The sequence below is a fragment of the Ureaplasma parvum serovar 3 str. ATCC 27815 genome, from assembly GCF_000019345.1.
Classification (GTDB): domain Bacteria; phylum Bacillota_I; class Bacilli_A; order Mycoplasmatales; family Mycoplasmoidaceae; genus Ureaplasma; species Ureaplasma parvum.
On record NC_010503.1, the window covers coordinates 630,777 to 645,279 of the forward strand.

Here is a 14,503-nt window from a genome sequence, read left to right on the forward strand (position 1 = left end):
TTATTTAAAAGAGGTGATTATAATGAAAATTGTTCAACAAACTTCTGATAATGAATGTGGTGTGTGTGTTATTAACATGTTAGCAAATTATTATCATAATAAAACAATTGATAAAAACATCATTCTTCAAAAAGCAAATTTAACAAAAAATGGTTTGAGTTTGCAAGAACTTGAAAACTTAGCAAATGAATTTAATTTAGATGCACAATCATTTGAATGTAGTTTTGAGGAGTTAATTGATGAAAAAATCAATGACTATTTTATAGCTTTAATTAACAAAAACGGTTTGAATCATTTTGTTATTGTTAAAAATTATAACAAAAATTTTTTTCGTATTTATGATCCAGAAAATAAAATATATGAATTAAATAATGAAGAATTTAAAAAAATATTTTTAAATATAATTGTGCGTGTTTCTAAAAATCATCAAATTTTTGACCTTCCCATATTTAAAGAATCTTATTTAAAAAATATTAAACTCTCATCGTTAATTATCATATTATTTATAGAGTTATTAAATATTCCTTTAAATATTTTTTTAAGTAAAATTGTAAACTTACTAATAGATTTAGTTTTAATTGACACACAAATTAAAAACTTAACATACTTATTTATTGTTTTTAGTTTATTTTATATTAGTAATGCTTTCAAAGATTTACTAATTACTATATACATAAATAAAATTAGTAATAATATTTTTTCTAATATTAATAATAAAATAGTTAATAATTTAGCTAATAAATCAATTATTTTTTTTAATAAAACAAATTTAGGTGAATTAAGCTCGATTCAGATTCATTTGAATAATATAATTCATTTTCTATTAGTTAGTCGTATAAAATTATTAGTTAATACTTTATTTGCAATTTGTATTATTTGTTTATTAGGTTTACAAAATTGATCTTTATTATTAATAAGTTTAGGGTTTAGTTTGTTAAATTTTATAATAGGATTGATTAATTGAAAATATTTTAAAATCCACAGTTTAAAAATAATTAATATTGAAAACTCATTATTTATTAAATATCAAAATTTTATTAAATTAATTAATCTCGAATACAATATCGATAAATATAATAACTATATTAATAGTTATAAAAAGCAATTTGATGAATTAATAATTTTTAAAAATAAAATTACTATTTTTAAATCGAATGTAAATTTTTATTTATCAATTATTAATAATATTGGTTTATTGATTTTATTAACTTATCTAATCATTAATACCAATTATGATTATAAAGTTATTAGCGTAATCACTTATATAGTTTTTTTACATCAAAATCTAAATAATTTGTTTTTTGGTATCTTTAATTTTTTTAATGAATTATTAAATTTTAAAAATGGAAAACAAATTGTTGAAAAAATTTTGTATATTGATAATTATGAAGAACATGATGGTATACAAATTAATAAAATTACATCATGTAAAATTACCGAAAACCAAAAGGAATTTGAATTTAGCAAATCTTGTTTAATCATAGGAAAAAGTGGTGTTGGAAAAACAACATTATTAAAAAATTTTTTAAACTTTAATAATAAAAATTTATTTTTTAATAACTTAAATGTAAATAATATAAATTTAAATCAACTTAAAGAATTAATTATCTATCATCCAACAAATCCTTTAATAAATGATTTTGATATAAATTGGTTTATAGATAAAAATGAAGAAATTATTAATGCTTTAAAAATAGTTATTTTTATAACAAAGATCGATTGATCATTAAATAATAATTTTGAACATAATATTAACTTATCAACTGGTCAACAACAAATCCTTGCTTTTTTAAATCTTTTAAAATACAAAAATAAATTATTACTACTTGATGAACCACTAGCACATGTTGATAATGATAATAAAAAAATAATTTTAAACTCAATATTGCCTATAATTCTAAAAAATAATTTTGTCATTTATGTTTCACATGATCATTATTTAAAAAAATATTTTGATCAAATAATTAATTTAAATGATGAAAAAATGGATAAGTATTAGTCTTTTGGGTTTTTTATTATCTTTATTAATAGCAATTGGTGTAATGTTTGGATTTAAAAATAAAAAATATTTTAAAACGACATTAAACATTCAAACAAAATTATCTATAATCACTAAAAACAATTATGAAAAAATTAAAACCAAAAAACAACTAGAAATTAAAATTAAAAATTTAACTTATTATGTTAAATTTAAATTTTTAAAACAAACTCATGATTATTGCCTAATAAAAATCTTTCTTAGTTTAAAAACAGATCAAAAAATGATTGATATTAGTATATACACTAATACTCAACCATTAATTGAATCTATAATTAATAATTTCAAATTATACAATTAATTGAATAAAAAATTTTTGAATGTTAGGAAATAAATTTTCATCTTGTAAACTGCCTGTAATAAGAAGTGTAAAAATGAACATGATTGATATTACAAATGAATGTGAATCTATACGATCTAATAATCCACCATGGCCAGGAATTAAATTACTATAATCTTTGGTATGATAATTACGTTTAATCGCACTAAATACTAAGTCCCCACTAGTGCTTATTAAACTCAAAAACAAAAAAGCAACTATTGTGCAAATTCATCATAATGCTTGTTTATGCAATGTAAGATTTTTTTCATTTGAACTAGAAAAATCTAAACCAAAAATATTATATAAAACATTTTGTGATTTTAACACTATGCCGTTTTTAGGTTTAATTGGCACATATGACAAACCAAAAATTATTAACATAATAACAATTGTTGCAATTACTAAACCAAAAATTAATCCTTCAACTGTTTTGTTAGGACTTATTTTTGGTGCTAATTTTGTTTTACCAAATAAAACACCACCAACATATGCAAATGTATCACTTAAAAAAACAATCATCATTAGCAATAATGAAGTAATTCAACTTCTAATAAAAGTAAAATAAAGTAATCCTATAAAAAAACCACTTAAAAAACTAAAAATTAAAATTGTGTATAAACAATTTTTGAAATTAATTTTTTTTAGAAATGCTAAAAAGAAAAATAAAATAACTAATGTAACAAAATACGAGCATCCTAAACATGCGCCAAATAGTTTGATGACGTAATGGTAATTTATAGTTAAAAGGTATTTAATATTTAAAAACTCATATTGATATATAAAATAAGAAATCGTTGTAGTATAAATGCAAATATTAAAAACAATTGTTAAGATGATTAATGTTATCTTATTATTATCAAAAATGACTTTATTCATTTCATACGAACCAATACATATTAATGGTAATAATCATATTAATAAAACAATTGCAATCCCTTGTTGAATATATAAATTATTAATTAAAGGTGTTCAATTATAATTACGATCTGCTAATAATGCTAAAACAAAATAAATTAATAAGTATAAAAAAATAAAAATCGATGAATAAAACCGTTTAAAAAAAGTGTTTTTTGTTTTTTCATTGATTTTATTGACACTAATCATTTTTAATTAATTAAACAGTCATTATGTCTTTTTCTTTATGACTTACAACTGTTTCGATTTCCTTATTTAATTCTTTTGTTAAATTATCTAATTCTGTTTGAAAAAACTTTTTATCGTCTTCAATAGTTGTTGAATCTTTTTTGAATAAATCTTGTGCTTCTTGACGGATATGACGTACACGAATTTTAGCTTCTTCGCCAACCTGTTTTGCTTTTTTAACTAAATTTTTTCTTACTTCTTCTGTTGGAGCAGCGAACGTTAAACGAATAATATCAACATCTACTTGAGGATTAACACCTAAATTTGATGCGTTAATTGCAGTAGCAATATCTTTAATACTACTTCTATCATAAGGTTTAATTGCTAAAACACGTGGTTCTGGAACTGAAATATTTGCTAATTGATTAATTGGCATCATTGAACCATAATAATTAACTAAAATACCATCTAAAATAGCAGGCGTAGCTCTTCCTGTTCGCAATTTAATAAATTCATTGTGCATTCATTTTAACACTAATTCAAATTCTTCTCTGATTTTAGTTTCATAAATTTTAAAATTCATAAAATCTCCTTAAAAAATTATTTTGAAACAATTGTGTATTTATTTTTTTTCTCTAAAACATCAACAATTGCATTTGGTTTATCAATATTAAAAACTAATAAATTTATATTATTTTCTTGACACAAAGCTAAAGCTGTTGCATCCATAACTTTTAAATTTTGAGTAAGGGCCATATTAAATGTAATATGTTCATAAAATTGTGCATTAGGATTAATTTTTGGATCACTATCATAGACACCATCAACACCATTTTTGCCCATTAAAATTATACTAGATTCTGTTTCAGCAGCTCTAATTGCTGCACACGAATCAGTTGTAAAATATGGAAATCCTGTTCCAGCCACAAAAATCATTACTTGTTCTTTTTCAATAGCTTTTTTTATATTATTAGCAGATGATTCATGAACTAATTTATCACATTTAATTGCAGATAAAACAATAGTGTTAACATTCAAATGATTTAAAGCATTTTCTAAAGCTAACCCATTTATAATAGTTGCCATCATACCCATATTATCAGCTAAATTACGATCCATATCTAGCTCTTTGGCAATGCTACCTCGTCAAATATTGCCACCACCTAAAACAATTGATACAATATATTTCTTAGAAATTTTTTCAATTTGTTCTGCTAAATCATTAATCTTTATAAAATCAATTATTGAACTATCATTTTGTTTTAAGCAAGCTCCAGAAATTTTAATTACAATTCGTTGTTTTCGCATATGAATTTCCTTTCATATTCCTTATTGACTACACTATAAAAATAGAAAGAAACTTTGTTTCCTTCTATTTTTACATTTAAAAATTATTTTTTCATTTGTGCTGCTACTTCATCAGCAAAACTCATTTGAGGAGCTTTTTCAATTCCTTCGCCTACTTCATATGAGAAATAACCTACTGCAACAGCGTTATTATTCTTTAAATATTTTTCAATTGTTAATTCTGGTTGTTTAAAATATGATTGATCTACTAAACAATTTTCTTTTAAAATTTTATTTAAACGCCCGTCAATAATTTTTGCAGCAAAAGCTGCTGGTTTACCTTCATGTTCTAATTGATTAACAATAATTTCACGTTCTTTCGCTAATCATAACTTATCAACAACTTTTTCATTTAAATAACGTGGACGCATTGCTGCAGCATGCATTGCTACATTTCGAACAACTTCATCTTCAACTTTTCCATCAACTAAAATAATAGCAGCAACTCTGTTGTTATTGTGAGTATAAACACCTAAAGTTTGGTCATCATTAGCTTTTAAAATTTCTCCACGTCTAAAAACGATTTTTTCACCAATATATGCTGTTAAATCTAATCCTGATTCAGCAATTGGTTTTCCATTTATAATTAATTTATCAAAATCTTCTTTATTTTCAACCTTAGCTAATGCTTCTTCTAAAATTTGATTAGCATAAGCTAAAAAATTTTCATTCTTAGCAACAAAGTCAGTTTGACAATTAACCTCAATAAGAATTGCTTTATTATTTATTTTTTTGGCCAATACAACACCATCTGTCGCTGCATTTTTTAGTTTATTAGCAGCCTTAATAGCACCATTTTCTCGTAATCATACTATTGCTTTTTCAATATCATTTTCTGACGCATCTAAAGCTTTAATACATTCACTCATACTAGCTTGTGTTCTTATTCTTAATTCTTTAACTAATTCAGCTTTTGTCATTTATATTCACCTTTATTAAATACATGTTTTTAGCATATCTTATATATTATATATAATTTATTATTGTTTTCATAATATATATTGATTAAATGAATAAAAATACATTAAAAAAAACACTTTCAAAAGTGTTTTTTTTAGATAATTTAATGGTGCGCTTGAAGAGACTTGAACTCTTACACCGCAAAGTACTAGATCCTAAGTCTAGCGCGTCTGCCATTCCGCCACAAGCGCTTAATGGTGCTCTGTGAGGGTTTCGAACCCGCGACCCACTGATTAAGAGTCAGTTGCTCTACCTACTGAGCTAACAGAGCATAAACCCCTACCTACCCAAAGTAGATAGGGGTTTAGCTAAATCCCACTAATAAGCAGGTTGAGTATATAATGGTGCCGACTATAGGAATTGAACCCACAACCTACTGATTACAAGTCAGTTGCTCTACCTATTGAGCTAAGTCGGCATGGTGGAGTGCAAGGGACTCGAACCCCTGACCCTTTGCTTGTAAGGCAAATGCTCTCCCAACTGAGCTAGCACTCCACAAATAATACTTAAATTTTTAAGTATTACTTCGTGTTTTTATAAATGGTGACCTGTACGGGATTCAAACCCGTGAATGCACGCGTGAAAGGCGTGTGTGTTCAGTCACTTCACCAACAGGCCATGGCGGCTACAGTAGGGATCGAACCTACGACCAACCGGTTAACAGCCGGTTGCTCTACCGCTGAGCTATGTAGCCATTTAATAATAATTTTAAAAACACTATAAAATTATAGTTATTTTTTTAAAAAATGTCAATCTTTTTTTAAAATTTTTAATTTTTAATTTTTAGATACATAAAAATCCTTCCTATATATTATATATGTTATAAATTTTATAATCTCAAAGACTATAAAAAATATTTTTAATAAGCGTAAATAGGAGATGAAATTATGAATAAAATAAAAAATGCTAAATCTTCGTTTCTATATTTTAAAAAAATGCATAATTTAAAATCTTTTAACAAAAAAAGAAATAGATTAAAAGGCATACAAATCATATTTATTGTTTTTCTAATAATCTTTTGTTCATTATTTTTCTTAATTGATTTATTTTTTACAGGTAATCATTTGAACGTCATTAAAAGAATGTTTGAAAATAGTTCTCTTTCAAATTCAACTTATATTTTTGTTCCTGTTGCTAATATAATTACAGGATTTAGTTTAGGAATTGGTTCAATTTCTATCCAAATTACTTCTAAAAATATTTTAGCTGGACCGTCAACACTTGGTTTTACACCAATGGCAATATTAGCATCAACCATTTCATTTATTATTACTTCAAGTGGTATTTTTTCAACAATTTTAATTTACTGTTTAGGTTTAATTTTTTCATTTATTATAATAGGTGTTAATTTTATATTAGTGAGAAATAATTTTTTAGAAAATAGTTTTAAACCTATTTTAGTTGCTTTTGGGATTGGAGCATTAGTGACGGGAATTAATATTGTTTTAATTGCAACACATGACAATTTAAAAATTGTGGGATGATGGCGTTTTATTACTATCAACAATACATTAATAAACAATTATCGTATGATTGTTTCAAGTGTTCTAATGATTATTTCTACTATTATTTTATTATTTTTATCTCCTTATTTAAATATTATTAGAAAAGATTATATACTTGCTAAATCATTGGGGATTAAAGTCAATCTAATTTATTGGTTAGTGGCTATTTGTGTGGTAACTATTACTATATCATCATCTATATTATTGGGAATAATTGCTTTATTAGGAGTAATTGTTGGAATTATTATTCAAACAATTTTTAAAAAAACACACGTTTTATTACTAATGATACTAGCAGGACTTTTTGGTAGTGGAATCTTATCATTTTCAAGTTACATTAATGAATATATTCCTAGTGCCCGTGAAATGATTATTTGTGTTTTTGCTATACCAGTATTTGCTTACATTCTAAGTAAGAGAAAAGGATTTATTAAATAAAATGATTAATTTAAACACTTGAAATAAAACTCATTCTTTTAAAAACCCTTTAAAATATCAAAATAAAATCGCATATTTAAAAACAATGATAACAGTAATTATAAGTATTGTTGTATTTATTATTACATTAGCTTGAACTTATGATTTTAATTTTAAACAAGACAATATTGCCTTGGCTTATATAATTATGCAAATTTTTTTATCAGGTTTTATTTTAGGATTTTGTGCATATTTAATTCAAAAATTAACAAAAAACCGCTTCAGTGATACATCAATTATGGGAATTAGTAGTGTTAATATTTTAGGAGTAATTATTATTGCATTTCAGGTTGATTTTAATAATTTTAGTGCTGATAAATTATCAACATTAGAGCATACTGAACCAATAATATTTTTTATAGCACCAATTATTTTATGTATGCTCTATTATTTTACATGCAAAGAACAAAGTAGTTTTAATTATAAAAAAATGCTGATTTCAGGAGTTATTGTTAATTTTTTAAGCGTTGCATTAGGAGCAAGTATTGCTAAAAATTTACCTAAATTAGCTAATGCTTACGTTTCAAGATACACATATGGTAGTATTGAACCACAACAAGAGTCTTTTTTTATCGCTTTAGTTTTAATTATCATAGGGTTATTAATAGTTTTATTTAATTTTAAAAAAATTCAAATAGTTTCATCTAATCAAGACTTAGCTAATCAATTAGGAATCAACGTCAAATTAACTTCTGGACTTCTTTTAGTTGCAATTTGTTTAATGGTAGGAGCATCATATAGTTTGAATGGAAATTTGATATTTATAGGATTAATGGCTGGAAACATGGGTTCTGTTATTAGTAACAACCGATTTAAATCCGCTGCTATTAGTTCAGGATGTTGTGGGTCATTAATATATATGTTGTCTTTTTTATTATTTATTAAAATTTTAAATTTTGATAGTCAATGACTAAATTTAGCCATTCCCTTAATTATTTCTCCTTACTTTATTTATATTATTGTTAAAAAAAATAAATCAGATTTATAGTAAAATATACAAAATATAAAAACAATTAAAGGACGATATATGAAAAAATGAAAACTAGTTCGAACTTCAGGGTTGATTCTTATTACAGGAATTAGTATACCTGTAATAACAACAAGTTGTTCTCTAATTGATTTGTTCAAAAGTAATAATGAGAAACAAAATGAATTTACTCATGGTAAACTAAAATCTAATCTTGATTACAATGTAAGTACTGCTTATTTAAATAAAAGATCTATTGCTTTAAAATTCACAATACCTTTAGATAAAAATCAAGCTATTAATATTTTTGGAACAGGATGAATTTTTGATTTTCAAGAAGATCCATTTACAAAAAACATTAGAACTTATTACTTGGCAACTAACATTCATGTTATTAATTTGATTTCAGCAGCAAAACAAAATGCTTCTTTAACGCTTGGTCAATACGATTTAGAATCCCAATCCCAAGATACAAGAGCTTTTTTTAATGAAAATTTATCATTTAAATCCGCTAAAAAAACTTATAATCCACAATACTATGTAAATTATAATCCAGTAGGCACTTTTTCAATTTTGCCTGTTGGATTAAAAAACCAACTAAAAAATTATGGTATTAAAAACCCAGCCGCTTTAGCTTCTTTAAATAATTTAACAACTGCTGTTGATTTAGCTATTATCAAAATCACACCAGATATCTTACAAAAAAATAATATTGATGCTTTGAGAAATTTTGATAAAGAAGTAGGTATTGGTTTTGGTAATACTATTAGCAATCATCAAAGGTTTTATGCCGCAGGATATCCACATGATGAAAAATATAGTCGTTGAAACCAGTATTCAAACCAACCAGATGAATTATTTAATTCATTTTCAACATCAAATTATCGGAAGGATAATCCAATAAATTTTAGTTATAATGAAGAATATATGACAGTTAGTAACCGTAACACAATAGGTAAAAATAATCCTACTAAATATGAAGCTTATGACTATGCAACAAAAAATTTTGATTTACATTCAGGAGCATCAGGAAGTCCAATAATTGATGACAATAATAACTATGTTGGAATTTATTGAGGTGGATTTAAAATTCAAGAGGGTCTAAAAACAACTTTTTATGGTAATTTTAGCCCTTTATTCGTTCATAAAGATAATGGATTATCTCAAGATTTATTAGCATATTATTTAGCATATACTGCAAATGAAACTACATATTTAGACACTAATTTTAATACTAATTTACGTTATTCAGCATTATCAAAAGAAAATAAAGAAATATATGATAAATTTGTTCAAAGTCTTGAAAAACAATTTCTAAGTGATGATAATCAGTATGGTGATAAAAATATTTTATCACTAAAAACAGTTGATGGATATTCTAAAAATAAACAAGATTTAATTAATACCTTATACAATTTTATTTTTAAGGATATTAATTCACCATCATTTAATGAGAAATATACACATGAAAATTTAAAATTAAAAGATATAATTGATGTAAAAGTTGAATGAAATCGTAACAAAAATATTGATTTAAGAATCACATTTATAACAAAAAGACCGTTAAATTTTAATGTTAATCATATTGTTAATTTCAATACAAGCTTTACTTTTTTTAAAGAAATCTCTAAACCAAATGAAAATAATAATTGAATTGACCAATTATTATAATTTTGTTTATTTCATTGTTTCTATTTTATAAAATATAAATATGAAAATTTAGTTAAAAGGAATAATTATTTATGGCATCTGAAGATAAAGTAGTTTACTATTTATCACCTAATGAAGATAAGGGTTGAAAGATCTTTAAAAAAGGTGGCGAACGTGCAACAAAATTATTTAGCACTAAAAAAGAAGCTTTAGAATATATCAAAACATTAGGACGTAATCAAAATGCTGTTGTTTATATTCAAACAAAAGATGGTAAATTCCAAGACGTTCGAAATTATCGTGATAAATAAACAAGATAAATTAAAGATAAATTAATTGATTAAAAACATTAAGAAGTACACCCTAATAAATGTATTTCTTAATGTTTTTATTTTTCGAATTAAAGGTTAATAATTGCTAAATTCTATTTTCATAAAATATGGCGGATTCATTTAAATGAATATTGATTAGTAATTTGATTATCTTTATAATCGTTTTTATTTAAATACTTGTAGTAGACAATCGTAAACATTAATAAAGAAATAATTAAAATTACAGCACTAGATATTGATAATGGCATTGATCACGCCAATAATCCAGCAAACTTAACACTACTTTGGTAATCAACACCAAAACCAACAACAAAAGCAATTACTAAAACTTGCAATAATAATGTTGGAAAAGGTGATTGTTGCTTTTTAGCAATTAGATCACGATAACGCATTAATGTTAATGACAATGAGTAAAAAATTGCAAATATTGTTAAATGAATATATGTATTATCACCAATTAATAATTTTTTAACTACCTCTGCTGAAATTTGCACAAAAGATGTGGTAATTGGATTATCAATACCATATAAATATTTAAAGTTAGGCCCTGCTGCTCAAATTGGAGTTATTAATTGTTTAATAACAACTTTTCATACCTCAGGATTATGGTTTGTTAAGTGTGCTAAAATCAATCTTGGATCAATATGGGCTTGTGCCCCTAAAAAGTATACTAATCGAGGATTATTTAAAATTCCTTGACGAATTGACATATAAAAATGATCTGGTATTTCTGCATCTAAATTAATATATGCTTCATTTTGTTCTTTAGCATAAACGACTGATAGAGGTTTGATTGAAAAACCAAAAATAATTGCTGCAATCATTAAATAAACAAACAATAAACCAAAAACACAAATAAATAATTGGCGCGAATGGTAACGACGATCACGAATAGTTTGTTTTTGAAAAATATAAAATAGGTAATCAGTAAAACCTAATCCAATCCCTTGAATAAACAACATCGCATGATATCATAAAATTCGACCAGTTTGTAGATTTAAAGGAACAGAATTTGTCATTTTTTGATTAATTAAATGATATAAAGCTAATAGAACAAACATTTTTATAATTGAACTAAAAATCGAAATTAAAGTTTGATTTCAAATTTGTTTAATGCTAATTTTTAATAAATTTAATGATAAACCTAATTTAGATATCCTTCAATCTTTACTAAATTTAATAATACTAATGGCAATTGTTGAAATAATATAACCAATTGACAATCCTAAACCATACCCACTATAAGCTAAAATACTATATTTACCTAATAAAAAACTTGTCACTAAACAAATTGTTCATGTGGCAAAATCTAAAATAATAGTTAATAGAATTTTACGACGATCATTTGTTCAAATAGAAATTAAAAAATAATTATGAACTGGTGCTAAAACGATAATCCCCAAACTTGATCATATGTATTGTTCACCAAATAGTTGAGCAAACAAGGTATTTTCATGAATGTTTGCATAAAGATTATAAGTATAAGATGTCGCCAAATAAACACCCAACATTATTAAACCGAATGAAAATGCATAAAAACTTGCTAAGTTAGTTGTTGAATGTGATGGAACAAACTTGTGTTTACTTCCATCATATAGTTTTTTAGCTCATAAGGCTAAAACTACACCTATATTTCCACCTAATTGTATAAAACTAAATTGGAAAACAACAATATAGCTAACACTTGTCGCAGCAAATGCACCACTAAAATTATGTAACGCTATTATTATTGTAATTAATAATAAAGCTAACGATGAGAACAAACTTGAAGCTATAAACGATGAGCTATCTTTTATGACTTCTCATAATGTTGTAAAAATGCCATAATGTTTTTTAAAAACATGACGTTTAATTACAAGGGGCGTTTTTTCAATCGATGATGTCATAATTTTCTCCTTTTCAAAATAAGTAATACATTTAAAAATTATACCATTAATATAAAAATATTATTTAATATGTGGATATTAAATAATATTAATTTTGACGAACCTTAATTTGTTGTTCTAATTGTTTTTTAGGCATAATTGATAATTTTTCATCATTGTACTTATGATTCTTTAAATATTTACGATAAATACGTAAAATTTTATAAGTGCTATATCCTAAAATAAAAATACTTGATATAAATAAAGGAAATGATCAAGCCATTAAACCAATGAAATGTGGATCTGATTGGTGTGTTAACCCAAATCCAGAAGTAAACGCAACCATAACTAATTGAATAACAATCATTACATATGGAGGACGTTGTCGTCGGGCAATTAATCCTACATAACGACTTAAAATAGAAGAAAAAGAAAAGAATGTACAAAAGAATGATAATAAAATATAAGCATTATTTTTAATTAAATAACTATAAATATTTGAAGCTGAAATATCAACAAATCGATGTGTAAAAGGATTTTTCATTTGATATATCGTTTCAAATTTATCACCTAGTTTTCATATTGGATCAATCACTTTTTGCGCCATTGGTAATCAAATATTTTTATCATTTGATGATAAAGCATTAACAACTTCTTGGCGACCAATATTCACATGACTAGTAATAATATCTAATAATTTTTCATCATTAATTAAAATTTTTCTTAAAGATTGATAGAAATGTTCGGGAACTTGCTTTTCTAAAAATATATAAGATGGACTTTGTTCACTTGTATACAATTGGACTAATTGTTTTACAGAAAAACCAAAAATAACTGAAGTAATTAAAGCAAATAAAATACCTAATATAAAAACTCAAAAAAATAATTGTCTTGAATGATAACGACAGTCTCTGACTTCTTGTTTTTGATATAAATAAAATAAAAAATCTGACAATCCTAAATTTAACATTTGTATGAAAATCATTGATTGGTACATTAGAATTCTCGTTGATTGAAAATCTAATAATGATGAACCAACTACACGTGAGTTAATTACCACAAATGTAATTAACAAAATAAACATTTTACCAACTGATTTTAATGATGATAAAATCGTTTGAATTCATAATAATTTAATACTTAAAACAAATAATCTTTTTGAAATATATAATGGACGTAAAACAATTTGGGCTTTTTCAATTGTAGTCATACCAATAATAATAGTTCAAAAAACAAAACCAATTGACATACCAAGGCCATAGCCCCAATAATTTAAAACACTATAACTACCTAATAAAAAAGCTGCAATTAATGCGGTTGTTCATGTACAAAAATCTAAAACAATTGCTAATAAAACATTAATGGACTTGGTTGATCTTATTAACATCAATAAATAGTTTCGCAAAGGTGCTAAACCAACAACTGCTAATCCTGAAACAATATATGCACTACCTACACTTTGATTAATCACTGTATTTTGGTGATCATTTGCAAAATGATTATAAATGTAAGAGGTTGTAAAATAAATTAATAAAACTACTAAACCAAAGATAAATGAATAAAAACTAGCAGCATTTACTGTATCATTTGTAGGTTCAAACTTATACTTACCATCTTTAAATGATCTTTTTGACCAAATCGCAAAAACAATGCCAAAGGTTGTTCCTAATTGTAAAAAACTTAACTGAAAGATAGTTAAATAACTAATACTAGTTGCTGCATAAGCACCAATATCTTTATGATGAGCAACAATTACAACAATTAAAATTAATGATAGTCCTGTAAAAACACTTGCAGCGATAAATGGCGAGCTTTCTTTTAAAAGTTCTAAAAGTGTTCTAAAAACGGTAAGATTTTTTTTAAAATAAGAATCGGATTTTTTAATAACTTTCATTTGTTTCTGTTCTTCCAAATTAAATCTCCCCCTTTTATATAAAAACACCATATAGATTATATC

General features: G+C 24.6%; 12 protein-coding genes and 6 tRNA genes. 6 read left to right on the forward strand and 12 right to left on the reverse strand.

What is annotated here, in order from left to right:
* Positions 1–22: 22 nt before the first annotated feature.
* Positions 23–1,999 (forward strand): cysteine peptidase family C39 domain-containing protein, encoded by a 1,977-nt coding sequence (locus UPA3_RS02700; RefSeq protein ID WP_006689049.1) that lies wholly within the window; start codon positions 23–25, stop codon positions 1,997–1,999.
* Positions 1,977–2,339, forward strand: coding sequence for a hypothetical protein (locus UPA3_RS02705; RefSeq protein WP_042467191.1), 363 nt, complete (start codon positions 1,977–1,979; stop codon positions 2,337–2,339). The genes UPA3_RS02700 and UPA3_RS02705 overlap by 23 nt, the downstream gene beginning before the upstream one ends.
* Here the strand turns inward: UPA3_RS02705 and UPA3_RS02710 are convergent.
* From UPA3_RS02710 to UPA3_RS02755, 10 genes are all read right to left on the reverse strand, one after another.
* Positions 2,328–3,464: a phosphatidate cytidylyltransferase gene (locus UPA3_RS02710; protein WP_006688680.1), complete on the reverse strand. Its 1,137-nt coding sequence runs from the start codon at positions 3,462–3,464 to the stop codon at positions 2,328–2,330. The genes UPA3_RS02705 and UPA3_RS02710 overlap by 12 nt on opposite strands.
* Before the next feature lie 10 nt (positions 3,465–3,474).
* Positions 3,475–4,026: a ribosome recycling factor gene (gene frr, locus UPA3_RS02715; RefSeq protein ID WP_006688460.1), complete on the reverse strand. Its 552-nt coding sequence runs from the start codon at positions 4,024–4,026 to the stop codon at positions 3,475–3,477.
* A 17-nt stretch (positions 4,027–4,043) separates the two neighbouring features.
* Positions 4,044–4,751: a UMP kinase gene (pyrH, locus tag UPA3_RS02720; RefSeq protein ID WP_006688575.1), complete on the reverse strand. Its 708-nt coding sequence runs from the start codon at positions 4,749–4,751 to the stop codon at positions 4,044–4,046.
* An 83-nt stretch (positions 4,752–4,834) separates the two neighbouring features.
* Positions 4,835–5,710, reverse strand: a complete 876-nt coding sequence (gene tsf, locus UPA3_RS02725; RefSeq protein ID WP_006688642.1) for a translation elongation factor Ts — start codon at positions 5,708–5,710, stop codon at positions 4,835–4,837.
* 147 nt (positions 5,711–5,857) lie between these two features.
* A tRNA-Leu gene (locus tag UPA3_RS02730) sits at positions 5,858–5,941 on the reverse strand.
* A 4-nt stretch (positions 5,942–5,945) separates the two neighbouring features.
* Positions 5,946–6,021, reverse strand: a tRNA-Lys gene (locus UPA3_RS02735).
* Between the two features lie 71 nt (positions 6,022–6,092).
* Positions 6,093–6,168 (reverse strand) — tRNA-Thr (locus tag UPA3_RS02740).
* A 1-nt stretch (position 6,169) separates the two neighbouring features.
* Positions 6,170–6,245 (reverse strand) — tRNA-Val (locus UPA3_RS02745).
* A gap of 46 nt (positions 6,246–6,291) precedes the next feature.
* Positions 6,292–6,368: transfer RNA gene (locus tag UPA3_RS02750), tRNA-Glu, on the reverse strand.
* Position 6,369: 1 nt separating this feature from the next.
* Positions 6,370–6,444: transfer RNA gene (locus tag UPA3_RS02755), tRNA-Asn, on the reverse strand.
* A 193-nt stretch (positions 6,445–6,637) separates the two neighbouring features.
* Between UPA3_RS02755 and UPA3_RS02760 the strand changes: the two genes are divergently transcribed.
* The 4 genes from UPA3_RS02760 (at position 6,638) to UPA3_RS02775 (ending at position 10,660) form a co-directional block, all read left to right on the forward strand.
* Positions 6,638–7,693 carry an iron ABC transporter permease gene (locus UPA3_RS02760; protein ID WP_006689097.1) on the forward strand — a complete coding sequence of 352 codons (1,056 nt, stop codon included), beginning with the start codon at positions 6,638–6,640 and terminating at the stop codon, positions 7,691–7,693.
* Position 7,694: 1 nt separating this feature from the next.
* The gene (locus tag UPA3_RS02765) at positions 7,695–8,720 is read left to right on the forward strand and encodes an iron ABC transporter permease (RefSeq protein WP_006688668.1); all 1,026 of its coding nucleotides are present in this window, start codon (positions 7,695–7,697) and stop codon (positions 8,718–8,720) included.
* 39 nt (positions 8,721–8,759) lie between these two features.
* Entirely contained in the window at positions 8,760–10,370 is a 1,611-nt protein-coding gene (locus tag UPA3_RS02770; RefSeq protein WP_006688615.1) for a DUF31 family putative serine protease, read from the forward strand.
* Between the two features lie 71 nt (positions 10,371–10,441).
* On the forward strand, positions 10,442–10,660 hold the full coding sequence (locus tag UPA3_RS02775) for a DUF2188 domain-containing protein (protein WP_006689081.1): 219 nt from the start codon (positions 10,442–10,444) through the stop codon (positions 10,658–10,660).
* Between the two features lie 113 nt (positions 10,661–10,773).
* Here the strand turns inward: UPA3_RS02775 and UPA3_RS02780 are convergent, their stop codons facing one another.
* Together UPA3_RS02780 and UPA3_RS02785 are read right to left on the reverse strand one after the other, a co-directional pair.
* A complete protein-coding gene (locus UPA3_RS02780) occupies positions 10,774–12,567 on the reverse strand; it encodes a hypothetical protein (protein ID WP_006689100.1) in 1,794 nt (597 codons plus the stop codon).
* A gap of 88 nt (positions 12,568–12,655) precedes the next feature.
* Positions 12,656–14,458 carry an MATE family efflux transporter gene (locus tag UPA3_RS02785; RefSeq protein ID WP_006688750.1) on the reverse strand — a complete coding sequence of 601 codons (1,803 nt, stop codon included), beginning with the start codon at positions 14,456–14,458 and terminating at the stop codon, positions 12,656–12,658.
* Positions 14,459–14,503 lie beyond the last annotated feature (45 nt).